We start from the raw sequence: 22,600 nt of genomic DNA on the forward strand, positions 1-22,600 counted from the left end.
CAGTGTTTAACCCATTTCGTTTCAGTGCTGATTGCGACGCCAGAAGACGCGCGCCAGCAGCGCATCGAGGCTGAGTTTGCCCGGACCTGTGAAGACCAGGGGTACCAGGGCGGCAAGGTAGATCAGCGGCAGTTTGAAGTTGCCGTAACCTTTGTTGGTGATGGAATAACCCTGGGCCAGTTCGCTCAAGGTCGACCAGTCGGCGGGCCAGTGAACGGCGGCAGTCGCGACAATGGTGACCACGATCAGGCTGATCGCCGAAAAGCGCGTGGCCAGTCCTGCCAACAGGGCGAGGGCGCAGATCAGCTCCACCCACATCGACAGTTCCCAATTCAACGTGGCCGGCAGGTGGTTGAACGGAAACAGGAAGCGGTCCTGGATATCGGCGAACCAGTTTTCGCCATTGTATTTTTCCAGGCCTGACTCGAAGAATTCCCAGGCCAGGAATACCCGCAGCGTCAGCGGCGCGATCCAGCTGCCGGCACGGTCAAGGTTCAGGTGCAGGCCTTTGACGGCCGATGAAATCGAAGTGCTCATGGACATTGGTCTCCTTCAAGTCAGGGATGTCGGGCGACGCGTGCCCGTTCAGCGCAAGGATCGGCTTGGCCAATCGACAGGTGAATTTCATCAGGCAGGTGTATCTGCGATGTGTCCCCGGCGCGGTGGTTTGAAGGTTTGTTGTGTCAGGGGCGGGGCTGTACACACTTTGATACGTAACCCGGTCCCCAAGCACCGCACATCCCTGTGGGAGCGAGCCTGCTTGCGAAAGCGGTGGGTCAGTCGACATGTCTGTTGAAGGTGATGGCCTCTTCGCGAGCAGGCTCGCTCCCACAGGACTTTTGCTATACATTTTCCCCCCGCCCATTGCATGGTGTAACCGCTTCATGTCTCTTGCGCTCGAACGTCTAGTCGCTGGCACGCCGATCCCTTTCGCCGGTAATCGTGTCACTGTGGTCAGCCCCGAACTGGCGGCGCGCTTTCAGCCCGGAGACCACCTGTTGGTGGAGCAGGTCAGCGGCGAATTGTTGTTGATTCCGGTGGCTGACCAGCAGGCGGCAGCCGTTGCCATCGAACGTGCGGAGGCGGCGTTTATCGCCATGTCGGCGGTATCGGATCAGGCCATCAGCACCTTCTTCGATCTGTTCGCCCAACGCCTGGAAAACCCGGCGTGCTGGGCCTTGATCGAAGCGGCCAACCAGGCCGACATCGAACGCGCCAAGGCCCGTGGTCGTTCGACCACGCGCTTGCTGGCTGACGAACGCATGCGCCGCGACATGATCGCCGGGCTGCGTGCCTGGCGCGATGCCTCGGCCTCGCGCGGCAAAGTCATCAGTTGTGTCGAGCACGATGGCTGGAAAGTCGAGCAAGTGGTGTCGCCGCTGGGCATCGTCGCCTTCGTCTTCGAAGGCCGGCCAAATGTCTTCGCCGATGCCGCCGGTGTATTGCGTACCGGCAACACCGCGGTCCTGCGCATTGGCAGCGATGCGTTGGGCACCGCCCAGGCGATCGTCACCCATGCACTCAATCCCGCGCTCGCCGATGCTGGCTTGCCGAGCGGCGCCGTGTCGCTGGTGGAAAGCGTCAATCATGCCGCCGGTTGGGCGATGTTCGCCGACCGCCGCCTGTCACTGGCGGTGGCCCGCGGTTCGGGGCGTGCCGTCAGCCAGTTGGGCAGCATCGCGCAGCAGGCCGGCACCGCCGTCAGCCTGCACGGCACCGGTGGTGCCTGGCTGATCGCCGATACCGATGCCGATGCCACGCGTTTGGCCAGCGTGGTGCGCAACTCCCTCGACCGCAAGGTCTGCAACACCCTGAACGTCTGCCTGATTCACCGCGACCGCGCCGCCGAACTGGTACCGCTGTTTCTCGATGCACTGCAACAGGCCGGCAAGGCACGGGGCCAAGGCTGTAAGTTGCACATTGTCGAGGGCAGCGAAGCGTTCCTGCCCGGCGATTGGCAAAGCGCGACCGTCGAGGTCTATCGTGCCGAAGGTTACCGCACCGAAGCCCTGGCCGAAGCGCTGCCCGAAGAGCAATTGGGCCGCGAGTGGGAGTGGGAAGAAACCCCGGAAGTCAGCCTGAAAATCGTCGACGACCTGGACAGTGCCATCGCCTTGTTCAATCGCTACAGCCCGCAGTTCACGGTGTCGCTGATCAGCGAAGACGCGGCGACGCAGGAGCGTTTCTACAACGCGGTCAACGCACCGTTTGTCGGCAACGGCATTACCCGTTGGGTCGACGGCCAGTACGCACTCAACAAGCCGGAACTGGGCCTGTCGAACTGGGAAAGTGGCCGGCTGTTTGCGCGCAGCGCGATTCTCTCGGGCGATGGCGTGTTCACTATTCGCAGCCGCATGACCCAGACGGACCTGTCGGTCAAGCGTTGAGTCGGCAACCCGACCCCAGGCGGCTGCCGCACTATACTTTTCATGTGCGTCTGTATTGGCGGGCGAGCACTCCAAAACGAATCAGATGTTCCATACGCTCGCCTGAGAGGCAGAGGGCTGCACCGCAAATGGGGCGGGCAGCGCCTCTGCTTCCGTGAAGAGGGTTGCATCATGAAACTTCATTCGTTTCAACATTACTCTCAGGATCTGGAAAGAGGCGTTCACGACACATGGATCACCGCCAGGGTGAAGTCAGCCCTGGCCATGGCCGAACCAAGCCTTGGCTTGCAAATCCATGTCAAAACCCATGGGGGCACGGTGGCGTTGAGCGGTCGCGTCAATACCCATAAACAGTGTGAGCAAGCGGTTAGTCTGGCTCGTTCGGTTCAGGGTGTCGTCGAAGTCGATGCCCGAGACCTGCTGACTCACGTGTTTACGCCAGGCCATATTCCAGAACCACCCAACGCTGAAGAGGCCCCTGAAAAGCGCTCACAATCATCAACGAGGATGGACGATAAATAACCCTGTCGATCGCATCGGTACAGCGCTCCCGTGAGTCGGAAGCGCTGCCCCGATCGTCTCTCTGTCAACAGGTTCAAACTTCAGGCTGCTGCTTCTGCAAATCGTGCGGGAAGGGTGCAGGTGTCTGGCTACTCGCAGAGCGCCACGAAACAGTGGCTGCTGGCATTGCGCGGCAGCGTTGGCGTTTGTGGAGTTGGTGTTGGATAAGCCGCTCCCACAGGGTTTGGAGTGATCTGAATAATTGTGTACTTGGTTGCAATAAAAAAGGCCATGCTCTTTTTGAGAGCATGGCCCTTTTATTTAATGAGTCAGCGATAACTCAATGTAATTAGTACAACCGATCAATCACCCGAACTTCGTTCTGGTTTTGCATCGAGGCCCAGGCCTGTTTCAGCGTTTGCAGAACACGGCCGATGAAGTCTTTGTCGGCCGCGGCTTTCTTGCCGACGTAGCCCTGGCCGCGACGGTACATCTTCAGTCGGGCAAGCAGGTGCTGGTTGTTCTGGTCGAACTCCGCTTCATGGGCGTGGGGCGACAGGCAATCGATATGAACGCTGCCCGATTTGCTGATCCACAGAATATGGTTGTCGAGCGTATCTTTTTTCGCCGCGAACAGACGAGCCAGTTCTTCGATAGTCGGTTGATTGTTCAGATTCATCATAAAGCTCCCTTGACCAATTGGTGATCTTTCAAAGTTGATTCGCTAATACAAGTAGCCCATCGGTTAGTTGATCCCTGGCACCGAAACCAGGACGTCAGCAGCCGTCCGCCGAAATAGGCGAGGTCCTGCGTCTGTTGCATGTAGTCGTGTTGAATAACTGCTACGCAATAGCGTCACAACGAAGAGAAGCGGCGAATACCTTCTGGCCCTGCCGACGCTTTCAGGGTCGGCCACAAGCTTCATGAGGATGGATCGCCAGCACTTCTCGCCCTTGTACTGGACGTTCAGGCCAGGTCAGCTTCTTCAATCTGCCTTGTGGGCAGCGTGTATCCGGAAAAAACAGCTCGGCGGTCAGACGAGCTTGCTCAAACGTGTTGCCTGTACTCCCGATCGGGGAGACGTCTGCATCATGCAAGGGCAAATCGAAGGCGTCAACGGTTTTGTAGTGATTATTTTTGGTCACTACATATTGTCGGACAAAGCTGTGTGGAATTAAAAAAGGAGGGTGGAAAGCGCCGGTCAGGCGGGTGGCGGCGAGACTTCGAAGCGGTAGAGGGTGCAGGGATAACCCTTGATCGTTTGCTGGTGCCGGGTGAATCCGCCCCGACTGAGCCCCGGCATGACCGCCGTCCAGAACAGGCGCGCGGGCTGGTTGGCCTCGATGTGGAAAATCTGCCATTGACCGGGGAAGCGGCTCAAGAGGGTGGATACGACAAACCTCGCGACACCCTGGCCACGAAAGCGCCGTGCGACAAACAGGTAGCCGATGTTGTAGCAGGCGCCGGGCAGGTGGGTGTCGTCATCCACGGTCACGAAACCTGCCAGTTCGCCGTCGACCCGGATCAGAAACGGCCGGGTCGCGGGTTTGCGCCAGTAGTCCGGCAGGGGCTGAATGTTGAAAAAACCGTGCTCCCCCAGTTTCAGTGGCAGCCATTCGCTGAAGTCATAGGTGTAGAACTGCATCAGGTTTTCGATGGTTTCCAGTTCGTCGCGTTGGGCGGGGTGCAGTTCTATCGGGGGCATGCGAAGTCGCTCCTGAGACGCGATACCAGTCAGGCAAGGATAGATCGAACCTCGGTGTGATTGGCTTCAAGCCTTGCTCGACGGTTTTGCTGTGCGTTTAGCGCCAGTCGATGCCTTGCGCTTGGCGGGCTTGCGCTTGTTTTTCCACGGCGTGGCACCACGCCCGGCGGGGCTTGCCGGGCCGCTGATGGTCAGGCTCAGGCCCGCGCAACGGCTGACCTGCTTGCTCATCCAGGCGGCCTGTTTGGTGACGAATTCGTCGAGGCTCATTTCGCCGCTTTGCACCATGTCCAGTGCCTGCTCCCAGATCGCCGTGGTGCCCGGATCGGCAATCGCTCGCGGCACGGCATCGATCAGGCTGAACGCGGCCGGGGTTGCTGAAAGTGCCTTGCCGTTCTTGATCAGGTAACCGCGGTCGAGCAGGCCCTGGATGATCGAGGCGCGGGTCGCCTCTGTACCGATACCGGTGGTGTCCTTGAGCTTCTGCTTGAGCAGCGGATCTTCCACCAGCCTGGCTACATTCTTCATGGCTTTGATCAGGTCGCCTTCGGTGAAGGGCTTGGGCGGTTGGGTCCACAGGTCCTTGAGTTGTACACCAGCCACTGCGCAATCAATGCCTTCGCTGAGGTTGGGCAGGGTTTGCGGGGCCGGCGCTTCACGGGCCTTGTTCGGGTTTGGAGCAAGGGCCTCAGGCAGGGCGCGTTTCCAGCCAGGTTCGACGATCTGCTTGCCGACCGCGCGCAAGGCTTCACCGGCGCAATCGAAGTCGGCCTGGGTGCGGTCGTATTCGTGATTGCGCAGGAACTGCGCCAGATACCGTGCGCGGATCAGGGTGTAGACCGCACGCTGTTTGCCCACCAGTCGTTCGAGGTTCTTCGCCGCCGCGGTGGGAATGATGCCATGGTGCGCGCTGACCTTGGCATCGTTCCAGGCCCGTGAGCGGCGTTGCGGTTCCAGGTGATCGTGCAAGGCGTTCAGCGCCGGGTCGGCCTGGCGCAATGCCGCCAGAATGCCCGGCGCCTCGCTGTGCTGGCTGAGCGGCAGATAACCGCAGTCGCTGCGCGGGTAGGTGATGACTTTGTGGGTTTCGTAGAGCGCTTGGGCGATATCGAGGGTTTCCTGGGCGCCGAGCCCGAGTTTCTTCGAGCAGACTTCCTGCAAGGTGCCCAGGTCGAAGGGCAGCGGGGCCACTTCGCGCATCCGCTCGGTACGCAGCTTGATCACCCTGGCACTCGCAGCGCCCGTGATCGCGGCAGCCGCCTGCTGGGCCAGCGCCTGATTCAGGCAGCGATCCTGATCGTCACAAACATCGGCGCTCGCCCGCCATTGGGCAGTGAAGGGGACACCGTGATGCAGCAGTTGCACGTCGATGGCCCAATAGGCGACCGGTACGAAATCGGCAATGCTGCGGTCGCGATCCACCACCAGGCGCAGGGTCGGCGTTTGCACCCGGCCGACCGGCAACACGCCCTGATAACCGGACTGGCGCCCCAGCAGGGTGAACAGCCGGCTCATGTTCATCCCGATCAGCCAATCGGCCCGGCTACGGCCCAGTGCCGAATGGTACAGGCTGAAGGTCTCCGTACCCGGCTTGAGCGCGGCGAGGGCCTTGCGGATCGAGGCATCGTCCAGCGCCGACAGCCACAAGCGACGGATCGGCCCACGATAGCGGCAATGCTCCACCAGTTCCCGGGCGATCATCTCGCCTTCACGGTCGGCGTCGGTGGCGATGATCAGTTCGGCGGCTTCACCGAGCAGGCGCTTGACCGCCTTGTACTGGCTGGCCGTGCGGGGTTTGACGGTCATCTTCCATTTGTCCGGAATGATCGGCAGGTCCGCCAGCACCCAGCGCTTGTAGCGCGCGTCATAGGCATCCGGTGGCGCGGTTTCCAGCAGATGACCGATGCACCAGGTCACCGTGACGTCTGTTCCCAGCCAGCAGCCATCACCGCGACGCCTGGCGCCGAGTACGGCCGCAATGTCTTTGGCCTGGGAAGGTTTTTCACAGAGGTACAGCCGCATAACCACCATCGTCGATCAGTGTCCGGGAGGTGCACAGAATGGCGGGAGAAGGGCGCAAGGGCAATCTTTATCTGTATGGATGTACAGCGGGTGCATTGCGATGGGTTGCCGGGTCCGTTCGGCTGTGATGCCGTCACGGATGCAAAATCTGGGTTATACCTGATTACATCGTGGTCTCAGGTTCTGGGGCTGCGACGCGGCCCATCGCGGGCAAGTCGGGTCGCCGCATCGCACGCTCCCACGGGTCAACACTGTCATGAGGAACGTTTTCCATGAAAAGCACCGGTCCTAGTCCTGTCATCACCATCGCCGAGCAGCCCGGCTGCCTGTTGGTGAAGTTTCACGGTATCCAGGTGGCCGCGTCCTCACGCGCGCTGGTGCTGCTGGAGGCCAATTATCCGCCGGTGTATTACGTGCCGCGAGAGGACATTGACGAGAAGTATTACGCCCGCACCGATCACACCAGCTATTGCCCGTACAAGGGCGATGCCAGTTACTTCAGTCTGCAGGTGCCCGGGCATGAAGGGGCCAATGCGGTATGGAGTTACGAGAACCCAAAAGTCTCTGTCGCGCAGATTCGTGAATACATGGCGTTCTATCCGGATCAGGTGAAGTTCGAGGTCGTCGAACTCGACGAGTGACTCACAAGCGACTGTGGGAGCGAGCCTGCTCGCCAAAGCGGTGGCGTCGATGGCGACTGATCCGCGCTCATCGCGAGCAGGTTCGCTCCCACAGGTTGTTACTGTCTACCCTCAGTTCTTGTCCAGATCCACATTTCGCGTCTCACGCAGGCACAGCATCCCCACCACCAGACTCACCCCGGTGATCACCACCGGGTACCAAAGCCCGTAGAAAATGTCCCCGGTGTACACCACCAGCGCGAACGACACCGTTGGCAGGAAACCGCCGAACCAGCCGTTGCCGATGTGATAGGGCAGGGACATTGAGGTGTAGCGGATGCGGGTCGGGAACAGTTCGACCATCAGCGCCGCCAATGGGCCGTAGCACATGGCAGAGATGATGATCAGTGCGACGATCAGCGCCACGATCATCGGTTTGTTGATCTGCTGCATGTCGGCCTGTTGCGGGTAGCCAGCGAGGGTGACCGCGCCACGCAGGGCGGCCTCGTCGAAACCGTCGATCTTCACATCGCCGATACTCACCTGCACGCCACTGCCAGCCGGGGCGGCGGCGCTGTTGTACGGCAGGCCCTGTTTGACCAGGAAGGTCTTGACCTTGTCGCACGGGCTGTCGAATTTCGCCTTGCCCACCGGATCGAACTGGAAGGTGCAGGTGGCCGGGTCGGCCAGCACGGTGATCGGTGCCTGGCGGCTGGCCAGGTCGATGGCCGGGTTGGCGTAGTGGGCCAGGGTCTTGAAGATCGGGAAGTACAGCGCGGTGGCCAGCAGCAGGCCGAGCATCAGTACCGGTTTACGCCCGACCTTGTCCGACAGCCAGCCGAAGAAAATGAAGAACGGCGCGCCAATGGTCACGCTGACAATCAGCAGGCCGTTGGCCACGGCGGGGTCCATTTTCAGGAATTGGGTCAGGAAGAACAGCACGTAGAACTGTGCCGCGTAGAAGGTCACGGCTTGCCCGGCGTTGATGCTGAACAGGGCGATCAGCACGACCTTGAGGTTTTCCCATTTACCGAAGGAATCGCGGATCGGCGACTTGCAGAGTTTGCCTTCTTCTTTCATCTTCACGAAAGCCGGCGACTCGTGCAGGCTCAGGCGAATCCAGGTCGAGATCCCCAGCAGAATGATCGAAAACAGGAACGGAATGCGCCAGCCCCAGACTTCGAACTGATCGCCGGTGAAGTAGCGGCAGCCGAGTACCACCAGCAGTGACAGCAACAGGCCGAGGGTGGCAGTGGATTGAATCCAGCTGGTGTGGAAGCCACGCTTGCCCATTGGCGCGTGCTCTGCCACGTAGGTCGCGGCACCACCGTACTCGCCGCCCAGGGCCAGGCCCTGAAGCATGCGCAGAACGACAAGAATGATCGGCGCGGCGATGCCGATGCTGGCGTAGTTCGGCAGCAGACCGACGCAGAAAGTCGCCAGCCCCATGAGGACGATGGTGGCGAGGAAGGTGTATTTACGTCCGATCATGTCACCCAGTCGACCGAACACCAGAGCGCCGAACGGCCTGACAATGAAGCCGGCGGCGAAGGCCATCAGGGCAAAGATGAACGCTGTGGTGTCGTTGACCCCGGCGAAAAACTGCTTGCTGATCACCGCCGCGAGGGCGCCGTAGAGGAAAAAGTCATACCACTCGAAGACCGTGCCAAGCGACGAGGCGAAGATGACTTTCTGGGTTTCCTGACTGGTCCCCGCGCTGCGCACGGCTTCCAGGCTCTGAACATGTTCTGACATATCGGTATCCCTCACAGTGATTGTTTTTGTTGTTCCACTGGTGTTGCGTGTCCGTGAATCAGATGCAAATCCCTTGTGGGAGCGAGGCGGCTCGCGATGGCGTTGTGTCAGTCACCCTCAATGTTGAAGATCCGCCGCTTTCGCGAGCAGGCTCGCTCCTACAGGGGGAGTGTCTGCAGCAGGATTAAGGATCAAATGCGCGGCTTTCTCCGCGATCATCAGCGTCGGCGAACAGGTGTTGCCCGAGGTGATGCGCGGCATGATCGAGGCGTCGGCGATGCGCAGGCCGGGGATGCCATGGACGCGCAGTTGAGCATCGACCACCGCAGCCGCATCGTTGCCCATGCGGCAGGTACCCACCGGATGGAAAATCGTGGTGCCGATGCGGGCGGCGGCTTCGTGCAGTTGCTCTTCGCTTTGCAGACTGTCGCCGGGCAGGTATTCGACAGGTTTGAACTGTTTGAGGGCGGGCGCGGCGACGATGCGCCGGGTCAGGCGAATGGCATCGGCGGCCACGCGCAGATCCTCGGGATGGCTCAGGTAATTGGGCTGGATCAGGGGCGCTTCCTGCGGATTGGCGGAGCGGATTTCCACCCGGCCACGGCTCTGTGGACGCAGGTCGCACACCGATGCGGTAAACGCCGGGAAGGCATGCAGCGGTTCGCCGAAGCGCTCCAGGGACAGCGGTTGTACGTGGTATTCAAGATTGGCCGAGGTCTGCTCCGGCCCTGACCGGGCGAAGGCCCCGAGCTGGCTTGGCGCCATGGACAGCGGGCCGCTGCGGTCATACAGATAACGCAGGCCCATGCCCATCTTGCCCCACAGGCTGCCGGCGATCTGATTGAGCGTGCGGGCATTTTCCAGTTTGTAGATCAGCCGCAGTTGCAAGTGATCCTGCAGGTTGCCACCCACGCCCGACAGTTCATGGGCGACGCCGATGCCCAGGCGTTGCAGCAGCGGGCGAGGGCCGATCCCGGAGCGTTGCAGGATGCTCGGCGAACCGACGGAGCCGGCGCACAGGATGATTTCCTTGCGCGCCCTGAAGGTTTTCGCCTGACCCTGCCAACGGGCGCTGACCTTTGATGCCCGGGCGTTTTCCAGCAGCACACGGTCGACCTCGACGCCGGTCAGCACCGTCAGGTTCGGACGGCGGCGGATCGGCTTGAGAAACGCCTTGGCCGCGTTCCAGCGGATACCGGCCTTCTGGTTGACCTGGAAGTAGCCACAACCTTCATTGTCGCCCTGATTGAAGTCATCGATGCTGGCGATGCCGCTTTGCTCGGCGGCGCTGCGGAAGGCATCGAGAATCGGCCATGACAGGCGCTGGCGTTCGACGCGCCATTCGCCGGCACCGCCATGAAATCCCGAGTCGCCGGCAAAGTGGTTTTCGCTTTGCTTGAACAGCGGCAGCACGTCCTGCCAGCTCCAGCCGGGATTGCCCTCGGCGGCCCAGCGGTCGTAATCGTCTGCCTGACCGCGCATGTAAATCATGCCGTTGATCGAGGAACAACCACCCAGCACCTTGCCGCGCGGATAACTCAAGGCGCGGCCTTGCAGGCCCGGTTGCGCTTCGGTCTTGAAGCACCAATCGGTGCGCGGGTTGCCGATGCAGAACAGATAACCCACGGGGATGTGAATCCATGCATAGTTATCGCGGCCACCGGCTTCGAGCAGCAGCACCCGGTGTTGCGGGTCGGCTGACAAGCGATTGGCCAGCAAACAACCGGCCGGCCCGGCCCCGACCACGATGTAGTCGTATTCATCAAGGGAAGTCTGCATCCCTGACCTCGTGTTGTTGTTCTTGTTGTATCCCATCCTAGTTGTTAGCTTTCGTTTAAAGAATGTTAGTTTTTACCCACCCGCTGTGCGTTTTTAAACAGCATCTTCAATCGCCAAGCCTCAAGGACGATTCATGTTCGACTGGAATGACCTGCGGTTTTTTCTGGAGTTACAGCGTAGCGGGCGTTTATTGACCGCTGCCCGTCGCTTGAACACCACTCACGCCACGGTGGCACGACACATCGAGGCCATCGAAAAGAGCCTGGGCACCGCATTGTTTGTGCAGCATGCCCAGGGCTATGAGTTGACGCCGGCGGGCGAAGCGCTGCTCAAGCACGCCGAGGCCATGGAAAACGTTGCGCTGCTGGCGCAGGAAGAAATCACTCAGTCCACGGCGCCCTTGGGCAAGATCCGCGTCGGGGTCACGGAAGGGCTGGGCATCATGTTCCTCGCCAACCGCATGAACGGCTTGTTCGAGCGTTATCCGGGCCTTGAGGTGGAGCTGGTGGCGGTGCCGCGCTTCGTCAGCATTCTCAACCGCGAAGCGGAGATCAGCATCCACCTTGAACGGCCGGCCGCCGACATGCTGGTCACACGCAAGCTCACTGACTATCGCCTGGCGCTCTATGCCAGCCAGGACTATCTCGACAAGTCGCCACCGCTGGGCAGTCGCGAAGACCTGGGGCGTCATGCCTGGATCGGTTACGTCGACGATTTGCTGTTCAGCCAGGAACTGATGTTCCTCAACAGCTTCTGCCGCAATCCCCGGGTGGTCTTTCACAGCACCAGCGTCATCGCCCAGCAACAGGCCGCCCGCGCAGGTTTGGGCATCGCCGTGTTGCCGTGCTACATGGCCAGCGCCGACCCCGGGCTGGTGCCGTTGTTCCCAGACGAAAGCATTCTTCGCAGCTACTGGATCAGCACCCGCCGCGAACTGCACAAATCCGTGCGATTGCGGGTAATGTGGGATTACGTGGTGCAGTTGTGCGAGCGTGAGCAGGAACTGTTGCTCGGCCCCAAATCACTGTAGGGGTTCGCTCCTACTCCAGTGGCGGTTCGCGGGTAGCGCGCTGCGCTGAACTGCGCGGCTTTCCATCGGGAATCGACAGGATGGCGCGCAATCCGCCTTCCGGTCGGTTGACCAGCGTAATCCGTCCGCCCAGTCGGGTGGCGATGGTGTTGACGATGGTGAGCCCCAACCCCGCGCCTTGTGTGTTGCCACGGCTATAGAAACGTTCGAACAGGCGGGCACGATCGGTTTCATCGATACCCGGTCCCTGGTCTTCGACACTCAGGTGAAAGAACCCCTCCGACTGATTCAACTGCACGGTGATCACGCCGTGCTCAGGGGAGAAGTTCGCTGCATTGGTGATCAGGTTGTTCAGGGCGATGTCGATGGCGGCGGCGTCCGTGGTCACTTTGCAAGGCTGGTCGCTGGCGTCGAAGGCCAATTCCAGGTTTTTGCTGAGCAGCCAGGGTGTGAGCTGGACCAGGCTGTCGCGAACAGTCTGGGTCAGGTCGATGGTGTGCAATGCAGGGGGCGTGGCCTTGGGTTCGAGGCGGGCCATGGTCAGCAGTTGATTGACCAGGCGACTGGTCCGGTCAACGCCTGCGATCAGGAACGCCAGGGATTCGCGTCGCTCCTCTTCGGTGCCGGCTTCGAGCAGGTTTTGCGCATGCACTCGCAACACGGCCAGGGGCGTGCGCATTTCATGGGCGGCATCGGCGATGAACCGCCGTTCGCGGCCCAGGACTTCCTGGATCTGCGCCAGCATCCGGTTGAGCGCCGCTTGCATCGGTTCCAGTTCGCTGGGCAGTGGCGTCAAGTGCAACGGCTCCAGCGATCCGCTGTGCCGTGCGCGCAGGGTGGCCGCCATGTCGGCCAGGGGTTTGAGGCCCCAGCCGATCGCCAGCCAGACCATCGCCGCCAGAATCAGGCTGCCCAGCACATTCGGCCACAGCGTATGGCGCACGATCCGGTCTACCAGGTCGGCACGGACGTCGTCGCGCTCGCCCACCCAGATGCGCAGGTTGTTCTGTTTGTCTTCCAGCAGGAACGCGCGCCAGTGGCGGTTGTTGAGGTCCACCACGTCGCTGAAACCGGGGCTCGACGGGGGCACGGTGAAGGAGGGCGCGCTGGCGGTGTGTACCAGCACCTCGCCCTTGTGGTTCCAGACTTGAAAGGCGATCTTGCTTTCGTAAGGATGGCCATCGACCCTTGGCACCGCTTCGCTCAAGGCCAGGTTGAACGCCTGGTACAGATGAGCATGTTCTTCGCTGGCCAGCGGCATGCGCATGACACCCTGGAGCAGCCGGGCGTTCTGGGCCAATTGGGCGTCGTAGACTTCGGCAATTTCGTGGTTGCTGTCGTGCAGGTTGAGCGCGCTGATTACCGCGAGACCGGCGAGCATCAGGCCGATGATCAGCGTCAGCGTGCGACGCCTGATCGAAGTCATCGGCGCTCCTCCACCAGGTAGCCCACACCGCGAATGGTGCGGATCAAGTCGGTGGAGAATTTTTTGCGCAGGTGATGGATATGCACTTCCAGGGTGTTGCTTTCCGCTTCCTCGCTCCAGCCATAGAGCAACTGCATCAAGTGATCGCGGGTCATGACCCGACCCGGCGGCGACAGCAGTTCGTGGAGCAACTGATATTCCTTGGGCGTCAGTGCCACTGGCTCGCCTCGGTAGGTGACTTGCTGAGTGCCGGGGTTCAAAGTGATGCCGGCGTGTTCGATCAGCACTTGCGCACGACCGGCGCTGCGTCGCAGCAAGGCGCGCAGGCGCGCCTTGAGCTCGTCCAGGTCGAAGGGCTTGACCAGGTAGTCGTCGGCGCCGGCATCCAGCCCGGCGATGCGATCTTCGGTGGCGTCCCGGGCGGTAAGGATCAGCACCGGGACATTCGAGCAGCTGTCGCGCAGACGGCGCAGGACTTCGAGACCATCCATGCGTGGCAGGCCCAGGTCGAGCACCGCCAGATCAAAGGCTTCGCTGAGCAGAGAATGCAGGGCACTGCTACCGTCCTGTATCCAGTCGACGGTGTAACCTTCGCGTTCCAGGGCTTGGTGGATGCCTTCGCCCAGGGCCACGTCATCCTCGATCAGTAATAAACGCACGTGGACTCCTGTCAGTTGAGTTTCTTGTTCACGTCGACCAGCAGCGTTTGGATTTCCTGGCGGCGTCCGGCATCAGCGGTTTCACGACCTGGCCGTGGTGGCGCGTTCAGGGCCTTTTGCAGTGCCGCCTTAGCTTCACTGTAGCGCTTTTGACGGTAGAGGTGATCGCCCCAGAAATACAGGCTGTCGATACCGTTGGGGTTCAATTGCAAGGCGAGCTTGAGCAACTCTTCTGCCTTGTCCGCGTCACCGAAACCGATCGGCCAGCCCGGTACACGGTCATACAGCGCGCCGAGGCTGGTGTAGGCCGAGCCTTGCAGAGCCTTGGGGTCCAGGGCCAGGGCTTTTTCCAGATCGACCTTCGCCTGCTTGACCTTGCTCAGTGCGCCAAGCCCGCCTTGGGCGCCGGCCCAACTGCTGGTGACGATGCCGGACCAGATCCACGCCTCGGCGACCGACTGGCGTTCCTGAGTAAAGCTCGTTGTCTGGGCGGCGAGTTTTTCAAAAGCGGCCGTGCGCTGATCGGCGGGCAGTTCGTACTGGATGTGAGCCCAGCTTTGCTGGATGCCGGTCAGGCGTTGCTGGTCGGCAGCGTCCAGGGCCCAGACACTTTGGCTCAGGGCACCCAGCAGTAAACAGGCGGCGAATTTTTTCATGGCTTGAGGTTCTCGCTATCGGGCTTTTGACTCAGGCGACGGACCAGTGGCAATTGCTTGCGCAACCCCCGGTCCACCAGGTTGGGCAGCAGGCTGTTGAGGCGTACGAAAAAACGTTCCGGCCAGCCCAGGTACAAGTCACGGCGCTCGCCGGTGATGGCGTGAATCACTGCCGAGGCCACGGCCTGCGGATCGTCGACACTGGCTTTGAGCGCGTCATTGAGCGCCTGCGCCGCCGGGCTGTTCATGCTCGTGCGGGTGGCGCGTGGCGCGACATACAGGACCCCGACACGCGTGTCCGCCAGTTCCCGGCGCAGGGCTTCGGAAAACCCGCGCAAGGCAAACTTGGTGGCGCAATAGCTGGCGTAACCGGGGTAGCCGATAGAGCCGTAGGTCGAACCGACGTTTACCACCATTGCGCTCTCGGCTTGCTTGAGCAGCGGCAACAACAGTTTGCTCAGGCAGATCGGCGCCTCGACGTTCACGGCCAGCATTGCGTGGATATCACGGTCGTCCAGTTGTTCGAGCATGGCGAAGTGATTGACCCCGGCGGCGTTGATCAGCAGGTTGACGCCGCCGATGGCTTCGACGGCGACCAGCACTTTTTGCCGGTCGGGCGCAGCGGTCAGATCGGCGCCCACCCAGGACAGGTTGCGCGGGTAGCGTTCGAGCAATGGCATCAATGGCTCACGATGTCGCGCCACCGCCAATACGTGAGCACCACTGGCACACAGCGCGGTGGCGATGGCCAGGCCGATACCACCGCTGGCACCGGTCAGCACGACACGAGCCTCAGACAGGCGCATGCAGGTTCTCCCCGTTATGCGGCAAGCCGCGGAACATGTCGGTGTACAGTTTGTAGACCACTTTGGACGCATGGATCACCGCAGCCTGATCGGCCGGGTCGTCCAGCGCATTCATCAGTCGGCGATAGGTTTGCATGTGCTCGATATCCAGTGATCCGTGGGAACTGAGGTAGCTGAAGGCACTTTCCGGCAACCCCAGGCGCTGGCGAATGCTGCCGGCGGCGTGGGTCGCCAGGGCAATGCTGGTGCCTTCCAGCACATTGACCATGCCGAACAGGCCTACCGGGTTGCCCCGGGCAATCAGGTCATAGAGGAAGCCGACCATGAGTTCGATCGGCAAGGACGGCTGGCCATCGCGCACGGCTTCTTTGTCGCCGCCGCAGGCTTCGATGTCGTCGAGTACCCACTGTTCGTGGCCGTATTCGTCCTCGATGTATTCGCACACCGCTTCACGCAGCCATTCCAGGCGCGACGGCAGACGTGCGCCGCAGGCCATCATCAAAGGCACGGTATGGCGTACGTGGTAATAGGCTTGTGTCAGGAAGGCCCGGTAGCTTTCCAGGCTGACCCGACCTTCAAGCGCGTCAAGAATGATCGGCAGGTTGAACAGTTCATGGCGCTCCCGGTGCGTCGCGGTTTGCAGTGTTTCAAAAAAACTCATGGTGCGGGTTCCTCGCAAAGTCTGGTTTCGCTGAGTTGCGCCCGGTACCGCTCGACGATAGCGTCGCGACGGGGGCGGCCATTGGCGGTCAGCAAGCCATTGGCGGATGTGAAAGGTTGATCCAGGCGGCTCCAGCCATGGACCCTGGCGTAATCGGGCAGGACCTCGTTGGCCTCGGCGACGGCGGCGGCCAGTTGTTCGTCTGTGCAATCGGGACGATGCGGCCAGAGCAAGGCGTGGTTACGCGGCATGGCTTCGCCGTAGACGAAGGCTTGGGCGATGTGGCGACGCTGGGTCAGCTCCGCCTCGACCCATTCCGGGTTCACATTGCGGCCGAAGCTGGTGACGAATTGATGCTTCTTGCGGCCCTTGAGATAGAGGAAACCCTGTTCATCGAACTCGCCGAGATCGCCGCTGGGCCACCATTCGTCGCGGTACGGCGCTTGTCCCAGGTAGCCCAGCAAGATCGAGCCCTTGATCAACACCTCGCCGTCGTCGGCCAGGCGCACTTCAACATGGGGCAGCGGCCGACCGACACTGCCTGGGCGATGGGCGCCGGGATGGTTGAGGCACACCACTGACGCGCATTCAGACAACCCATAGCCTTCGTAAACCGGCAGGCCGAGCGCTTGCGCGCGCTGCAGCAGCGCCGTGGAAACCCGTGCTCCGCCTACGGCGGCGAAACGCAGCGACTGAGGGTCAAAGGCTTTGCTTTGCGCGGCGTTGACCAGCAAGGACAACAACTGTGGCACCAGTATCAGGCTTTCGGGCGCTCGTTCGGCCAGGCAAGCGAGCAGGCGCGGCACCTCCACACCGCTGGCGCCCTGGATACCCAGGGTGCGCTGACCCGGCACACTCAACGTCGCGCCGGCATACAGCGCGGCATAGCAACCGAGGTTTTCCAGTAGCACAGCCAGGGGCAGCAAGGTCATGTGATGGCGCGGGTCGCTGGGCTGGCTGGCCTGATGCAATTGGCGAGCGACCCGCAGGATGCTCTCGGCACTCAGGCACACACCTTTGGGGGTGCCAGTGGTGCCTGAAGTGAACGTCAGTTTGGCGGTACCTTCGGGCAGGCGGGTTGGAACGCTGAAGGTGCGTCGCCAGAATTCACCCTGTTGCTCATAGCCGGCCGTTTGCAGTTCGCTTTCCAGTTCCGGCGGGGCAATCACCCGTTCAGCCTGGCTCTGTTCCAGGCAGTGGTTGCGTTGAGCCGGGCTGAAAAATGGCGGCAGCGTCAGGCAGGTCAGGCCTTCGAAGAGCGCGGCCAGATCCCAGAGCATGGCTTCGACGCCATTGTCCAACGCCAGTGCAATCACCTTGACGTGTTCATCGTGCAGCCGCTGCTGGCGATGCATCACCTCGGCGTACAGCGTGGCGTAGTCGATCTTCAGCTGATCGCCCCACAGGGCAATGCTGTTGGGTTTTCGTTCGGCATGACGGTGCAGGGTTTGTTTGAAGCGTTCCAGTTCAGGCGACATGGGTCGACTCCTCGGTGGACGTCGGCAAACCGAGGCGGCTGAACAGACCGATGTTGCGTAAATGAGTGAAGCCGGCGCGGATATCGCCCACGTGGACCCAGGGTTTGCTCTCGTAGTAGCTGCCCCAGCTGTGGCGTTCGTCACCCAGCCGTTCAGCGTCGGCCGCGCACAGGGTCACCGGTTGCAAGCCGAGGCGATGGAAGCTGTTAACCAGGCCGATGTTGCCGGTGAACGCCACCCATTCCAGGCCGCCCATGGCCAGCAGGTAAGTGATGGCAATGATGCTCAGGCGTGCATTGCCGGTGTCGCTGGCCGCCAGGTTGCCCACTTCGACGATCCCGCTGCGCTCCACCGGGCGGTCGGCAGCGGCGCTGATCAACGGGTCGATCGATTCGTCGAGATAGCGCTCCAGAAATAGCTGCCCGCTACTCGCTACGCGCACGCCGGCCACCGCACAGAGCTCGCCCGCCTGGTTCATCATGCCGAACAGCTCCGGCATGAAATGACGGATGTCGGCACCGTGGACCTTGCGGAAATGGTGTTGGATAAAGGCTTCGAATCCAGGACGTTGCGGGTCGTCCGGCAACGCCCGGACCAGGCTCATTGGCGGTGTTTCGGCCTGGCCGAAGTGCAGCGGTAGCGCAATGTTCCAGTTGAAATCGGCCATGAAAGGCACCTCCCCGGGTCAGATGGGGAGCAGTATCCGGGCCTTTTCTTAATGAAATCTGAAGATGCCACGGCTGCAGGAGCAAAGCTTGCTCGCGATGGTGTCAGGTCTGATCCACCGCGTTCATCGCGAGCAAGCTTTGCGCCTGCTGGGGGCCGTGTTTCAAGGGAGGATTTCGAAGGCGGTGCTGGCCAGCCGCTTGCCATTTACCAGCACGTGCACTGCATGCTTGCCCGCATAATGCCGACGGGTGGTGAGTTCCTTGATGTGTTGGCCACGGGCGATGGATTCGGTGGCGTTGCCGGGCAGGGTCAGGGCCTTGAGCTTGAACACCTTCGCCGAGGTGCTGCCGTTGGCTTTCACATAATCGATGGCGTAGTCGATCACCAGCCGCTGGCTGTCCTCGATCGTGGATTTGACGGCAAAGGACAGGGTGATCTTTTCCCCCAGGCCAATCACCGGTGGGTTGACCTGCATATCGATGATCTCGACTTCAGGCTTGCCGCCGGCGCCCATGATCGCCAGCGCCCGCGGGTTGCCCTGTTTGATCAGGCTGCGCAGGGCGTGTCGGGCGATCCACGCGGTGTGTTTGTTGTCCAGCGACCAGCCTTCGATCAAGTTCAGCACCCAGTCGGGATGGTCCTTGGTGATGTCGTTCAGGTGATTGGCCACGGACTTGCGCACGTAAAGACTGCTGTCGGCCTTGAGATTGTCGAGGATCCTGGCGGCCAGCGTCGGGTCGGCTTGAATCGGCTCCAGGCGAAACGACCACGGCAGGCGCGGGCGACACCCTTCGCTGGCCAGGCGCCGGACATGCTCGTTGTCGTCCAGCGACCAGTCGTGCATCAGCTGCAGCGAGCGCTCGATATCACGGCGCAGGAAATGGCGGATCGCGAACTCCGAGGAGCCAAACGCGGTGAAGTACTTGAGCGCATCCATCGACAGTTCGAAGCGCTCAGCGCCATAAGTCGCCACGTAGTGGGGCAGGCACATGCTGACGAAGCCGCTGTTGAGGCGTGGGGCGAGGGCCCGCAACAACTCCAGCGACGCCTCATAACTCAGCGGCAACACCGCGTGCAGGCATTCGCTGACGCGGGCCATGCGTTGCATCACCGACAGCTCCGCCAGACCGGTCTTGGCCAGCTTCAGGAACGCCTTGGCATCGAACTCGGGATAGACCGCGGTCATTTCGGTGGCAATGTGGTGCAGGCGTTCGGCGTTGAAGATTTCCTTCAGGGCGGGGGAGGTTTGGTCGGCAGCCATTTGGGTTCCTTGGAGTTTATTGTTTATCCGGTGCACCGCGTTATCGTTCTTCGCGAGCAGGCCCGCACAATCACCTCATTTCCTGGCGGCTTGCTCTTCCAGCTGGTCCGATTCAAACAACCGCGCCAGTTCCGCCCGGGCTTCCTGTGCTGTTTGCTTGACCTTTACCGCATCGTCGTAGATCGCATGCTGGGCTTCGAGTACCTGTTCGTCATGGTGCTTGAAACGCTTGATCCGTGCGTCGGCCTGCTCGTGTGTCAGTCCCAGGCCGATCAACGTCTGCCGGCTCATTTCCAGGCTGGAGTAAAAGGTTTCGCGCACCGCGTGGGCACCCAGGTCCACCAGTCGATGCACATGCTGGCGGTTACGAGCGCGGGCAATGATCTTTATATGCGGATAAAGCTTGTGCACCAGTTCGGCGGTCTTGATGTTGGTGTCCGGGTCGTCGGTGGCGATCACGAAGAATTCGGCTTGCCCGACCTTGGCCGCGCTGAGGATTTCCGGTCGCATCGGATCGCCGTAGAACACCGGCACACCGCCGAAGCTGCGTGACAGTTCGATGGTTTCCACTGACGTGTCGAGGGCCACGAACTTGATGTTCTGGGCCCGCAGGATACGCGCGACGATCTGTCCCATGCGGCCCATGCCTGCGATCACCACGCGGGGTTCATCGGCGTCGATTTCACGAAATTGCTCCGGCACCACCACCGGTTGCACCTTTGGGCTGACCAGTCGGGCGCACAACAACATTAATAGGGGGGTCAACGCCATCGACAGAGTGATCGCAAGCACCAGCAAGTCGTACAGGCGCGGATCGAACAAACCATGATCACGGCCGATCTTGAATACAACAAAGGCGAACTCACCGCCGGCGGCCAGCACAATCCCGAGGCGAATGGCGCTGATCTTGTTCAAGCCACCGCCGAGTCGGCCCACGATAAACAGCAACGGCAGCTTGACGGCGATCAGCAGTACGGTCAGCCCCAGCACCACAATCGGCTCGCGCAGCAGCAGACCGAGGTTGGCACCCATGCCGACACTCATGAAAAACAACCCGAGCAGCAGGCCCTTGAAGGGTTCGATCTGTGCTTCGAGTTCGTGCCGATATTCGGAGTCCGCCAGCAGCAGGCCGGCAAGGAATGCCCCGAGGGCCATCGAAATACCCGCCAGATCCATCAGCCAGGCGGTGCCCATCACCACCAGCAATGCGGTCGCGGTGGACACTTCCGGCAGGCCGGTCTTGGCGACCACGCGGAACACCGGCCGCAGCAGGTAGCGTCCACCGACCACCACAATGGCGATGCTGATCAGCACGCGCAGGCCCTGGTTCACATCGTCGACCGCGCTGAGGTTTTGACTGCTGCCTGCCAGCAGCGGCACCATGGCGATCAGCGGAATCGCGGCGATGTCCTGGAACAGCAGAATCGCAAAGGCCAGACGCCCGTGGGGACTGGTCAGTTCCTTGCGTTCGGCCAGGCTTTGCAGGCCGAACGCGGTGGACGACAGGGCGAGCCCCAGGCCCAGCACGATCGCGCTGTTCAAGGGTTGGCCGAATATAAACAGCGCGGTCACGCCAATCACCGAGCCGGTCAACAGCACTTGCGCCAGGCCGACGCCGAACACCGATTTGCGCATCACCCAAAGACGTCTCGGTGACAGTTCCAGGCCGATGATGAACAGCAGCAACACCACGCCCAGTTCGGAAATGTGCGCGACGCTTTCCGTATTGCCGATCAGGCCCAGCCCCGAGGGGCCGATAATCACCCCGGCAAACAGATAACCCAACACCGCCCCCAATTGCAGGCGCTTGGCCAGGGGGACAGTGAGGACCGCCGCGAGCAGAAACACGACAGCGGCTTGTAGCAGATTGCCTTCATGGGGCATGAGAAAACTCCATCAACTCGGTACGGCGGGGGGCGACAAGGATAAAGGCTGGGGTTGTCGTAGATCTACCTTCGATTGTCTGTCGGCATGAGTGTGGATGTGCCGATAAGCCGCTTGTGGGGGGGCGAGCCTGCGAGCGAAGGGCCCTGTCAGCCAGTACTGATGCCCGGCTCATTCCACCTGACTATGGCTCACTGCTTGCTCACCCAACCGATACTGATTATTCCCGCTGCGCTTGGCCGCATACATCGCCAGGTCGGCAATGTGGATGAGCCGGTCCATGCTCGGCGCATGGTCGGGGAACACGGCGACGCCCAGGCTGGTGCCGATGTGGCGCTGGTCGTTGCCGATGGTCAAGGGCGGGGAGAGTTCGACGAAGATCTTCTGGCAAATACGGCGGGCTTCGTCCTGCAGGCTGATGCCTTGGGGCAGTCCCTGAAGGATCACCACGAATTCATCACCGCCGATCCGGGCGACAGTGTCTGTTGAACGCAGAATCTTCTTCAAGCGGGTGGCGGTGGTGATCAGCACGCGGTCACCGGCTGCATGGCCGTAGCGGTCGTTGATGGCCTTGAATCCGTTGAGATCGACAAACACCAGCGCCACCCTCGTGGCGCTGACGCGTGCCTGCTCCAGCGCCTCGGACAGGCGTTCTTCCAGCACCAGTCGATTGGGCAATCCGGTCAGCGGATCGAAATGAGCCAGGTGTTGCAAGTAACTGGCAGAGGCCTTTTCCTCGGTGATATCACGCACCACGCCCATCATCTTGATCGTTTCGTCGCGGTCGTTCCTGACCACGTTGCCGGTTTCCCGCAGCCAGCGGATGGTGCCGTCGGGCCAGATCACCCGGTACTCCTCATCGTGGTTTTCGCCGGTTGCCAGGCAACGCAATTCGCCGGCCCGGACCCTGGCCCGATCGTCGGGGTGCACACAGGCGCAAAACAGACTGTAGGAGGGCATTACTTCGCCGGTCCTGAAGCCGAACATGCCGTAGATCGCCTCCGACCAGTAGAGCTTGTCGGTGTCGACATCCCAGTCCCAGGTGCCGATGCGGCCGAAATACTGGCTGCGCTTGAAACGCTCGGCATCGCCGTCCTGGCGGATGTTCTGGCCCTCGGCGAGGCTGTTGATGATCGAGCGATATTCGGCCAGTTGTTTACGTAACCCGCGCTCGCGACCGATCAACACGGCGATCAGAATGAACATCACCAAGCCGAGAACCACGCAGGTCCAGATCACTATCATTCGCGGGCTGTCATCATGGCTTGGAGAACCGTACGGTTGGGTGCCGGATATCTTAG

General features: G+C 61.3%; 20 protein-coding genes. 4 read left to right on the forward strand and 16 right to left on the reverse strand.

Annotation, left to right across the window (positions count from 1 at the left end):
• Positions 1–21 precede the first annotated feature (21 nt).
• Complete coding sequence (locus AC07ZE_RS12775) at positions 22–537, reverse strand: HvfX family Cu-binding RiPP maturation protein (RefSeq protein WP_137806972.1); 516 nt, start codon at positions 535–537, stop codon at positions 22–24.
• Between the two features lie 347 nt (positions 538–884).
• Here AC07ZE_RS12775 and AC07ZE_RS12780 point away from each other — a divergent pair, with 347 nt between their 5' ends.
• Entirely contained in the window at positions 885–2,387 is a 1,503-nt protein-coding gene (locus AC07ZE_RS12780; protein WP_207265113.1) for an aldehyde dehydrogenase family protein, read from the forward strand.
• A gap of 171 nt (positions 2,388–2,558) precedes the next feature.
• Complete coding sequence (locus AC07ZE_RS12785; RefSeq protein ID WP_207265115.1) at positions 2,559–2,909, forward strand: BON domain-containing protein; 351 nt, start codon at positions 2,559–2,561, stop codon at positions 2,907–2,909.
• A 328-nt stretch (positions 2,910–3,237) separates the two neighbouring features.
• On the opposite strand, the gene AC07ZE_RS12790 is transcribed toward AC07ZE_RS12785, so the two are convergent.
• From AC07ZE_RS12790 to AC07ZE_RS12800, 3 genes are all read right to left on the reverse strand, one after another.
• A complete protein-coding gene (locus AC07ZE_RS12790) occupies positions 3,238–3,567 on the reverse strand; it encodes a hypothetical protein (RefSeq protein ID WP_207265117.1) in 330 nt (109 codons plus the stop codon).
• 522 nt (positions 3,568–4,089) lie between these two features.
• Entirely contained in the window at positions 4,090–4,593 is a 504-nt protein-coding gene (locus AC07ZE_RS12795) for a GNAT family N-acetyltransferase (protein WP_207265119.1), read from the reverse strand.
• Between the two features lie 66 nt (positions 4,594–4,659).
• A complete protein-coding gene (locus tag AC07ZE_RS12800; protein ID WP_207265121.1) occupies positions 4,660–6,615 on the reverse strand; it encodes a DNA topoisomerase III in 1,956 nt (651 codons plus the stop codon).
• 272 nt (positions 6,616–6,887) lie between these two features.
• Here AC07ZE_RS12800 and AC07ZE_RS12805 point away from each other — a divergent pair, with 272 nt between their 5' ends.
• Complete coding sequence (locus AC07ZE_RS12805) at positions 6,888–7,256, forward strand: DUF427 domain-containing protein (protein WP_095195058.1); 369 nt, start codon at positions 6,888–6,890, stop codon at positions 7,254–7,256.
• 111 nt (positions 7,257–7,367) lie between these two features.
• On the opposite strand, the gene AC07ZE_RS12810 is transcribed toward AC07ZE_RS12805, so the two are convergent.
• Both AC07ZE_RS12810 and AC07ZE_RS12815 read right to left on the reverse strand, forming a co-directional pair.
• Entirely contained in the window at positions 7,368–8,990 is a 1,623-nt protein-coding gene (locus tag AC07ZE_RS12810; protein ID WP_207265123.1) for an MFS transporter, read from the reverse strand.
• Positions 8,991–9,107: 117 nt separating this feature from the next.
• Positions 9,108–10,769, reverse strand: a complete 1,662-nt coding sequence (locus AC07ZE_RS12815; RefSeq protein WP_207265125.1) for a GMC family oxidoreductase — start codon at positions 10,767–10,769, stop codon at positions 9,108–9,110.
• A 133-nt stretch (positions 10,770–10,902) separates the two neighbouring features.
• Here AC07ZE_RS12815 and AC07ZE_RS12820 point away from each other — a divergent pair, with 133 nt between their 5' ends.
• Positions 10,903–11,799: a LysR family transcriptional regulator gene (locus AC07ZE_RS12820; RefSeq protein ID WP_207265127.1), complete on the forward strand. Its 897-nt coding sequence runs from the start codon at positions 10,903–10,905 to the stop codon at positions 11,797–11,799.
• 10 nt (positions 11,800–11,809) lie between these two features.
• Here the strand turns inward: AC07ZE_RS12820 and AC07ZE_RS12825 are convergent, their stop codons facing one another.
• The 10 genes from AC07ZE_RS12825 to AC07ZE_RS12870 all read right to left on the reverse strand — a co-directional run bounded on the left by AC07ZE_RS12825 (position 11,810) and on the right by AC07ZE_RS12870 (position 22,544).
• The gene (locus tag AC07ZE_RS12825; RefSeq protein ID WP_207265129.1) at positions 11,810–13,225 is read right to left on the reverse strand and encodes an ATP-binding protein; all 1,416 of its coding nucleotides are present in this window, start codon (positions 13,223–13,225) and stop codon (positions 11,810–11,812) included.
• Entirely contained in the window at positions 13,222–13,884 is a 663-nt protein-coding gene (locus AC07ZE_RS12830) for a response regulator (RefSeq protein ID WP_207265131.1), read from the reverse strand. Before AC07ZE_RS12830 ends, AC07ZE_RS12825 begins: the two co-directional genes overlap by 4 nt.
• An 11-nt stretch (positions 13,885–13,895) precedes the next feature.
• Entirely contained in the window at positions 13,896–14,540 is a 645-nt protein-coding gene (locus AC07ZE_RS12835; protein WP_207265133.1) for a tetratricopeptide repeat protein, read from the reverse strand.
• The gene (locus tag AC07ZE_RS12840) at positions 14,537–15,346 is read right to left on the reverse strand and encodes an SDR family oxidoreductase (protein WP_207265135.1); all 810 of its coding nucleotides are present in this window, start codon (positions 15,344–15,346) and stop codon (positions 14,537–14,539) included. Before AC07ZE_RS12840 ends, AC07ZE_RS12835 begins: the two co-directional genes overlap by 4 nt.
• On the reverse strand, positions 15,333–16,007 hold the full coding sequence (locus AC07ZE_RS12845; protein ID WP_207265136.1) for an iron-containing redox enzyme family protein: 675 nt from the start codon (positions 16,005–16,007) through the stop codon (positions 15,333–15,335). Before AC07ZE_RS12845 ends, AC07ZE_RS12840 begins: the two co-directional genes overlap by 14 nt.
• A complete protein-coding gene (locus tag AC07ZE_RS12850) occupies positions 16,004–17,485 on the reverse strand; it encodes an AMP-binding protein (protein ID WP_207265137.1) in 1,482 nt (493 codons plus the stop codon). Before AC07ZE_RS12850 ends, AC07ZE_RS12845 begins: the two co-directional genes overlap by 4 nt.
• Positions 17,475–18,152 (reverse strand): thermostable hemolysin, encoded by a 678-nt coding sequence (locus AC07ZE_RS12855; RefSeq protein ID WP_207265138.1) that lies wholly within the window; start codon positions 18,150–18,152, stop codon positions 17,475–17,477. The genes AC07ZE_RS12850 and AC07ZE_RS12855 overlap by 11 nt, the downstream gene beginning before the upstream one ends.
• A gap of 162 nt (positions 18,153–18,314) precedes the next feature.
• Positions 18,315–19,415, reverse strand: a complete 1,101-nt coding sequence (locus AC07ZE_RS12860) for a DNA alkylation repair protein (protein ID WP_207265139.1) — start codon at positions 19,413–19,415, stop codon at positions 18,315–18,317.
• A 75-nt stretch (positions 19,416–19,490) separates the two neighbouring features.
• A complete protein-coding gene (locus AC07ZE_RS12865; protein ID WP_095195053.1) occupies positions 19,491–21,299 on the reverse strand; it encodes a monovalent cation:proton antiporter-2 (CPA2) family protein in 1,809 nt (602 codons plus the stop codon).
• A gap of 171 nt (positions 21,300–21,470) precedes the next feature.
• A complete protein-coding gene (locus AC07ZE_RS12870; protein WP_207265140.1) occupies positions 21,471–22,544 on the reverse strand; it encodes a sensor domain-containing diguanylate cyclase in 1,074 nt (357 codons plus the stop codon).
• Positions 22,545–22,600: the final 56 nt, after the last annotated feature.

This window comes from Pseudomonas sp. GW101-3H06 (assembly GCF_059424605.1).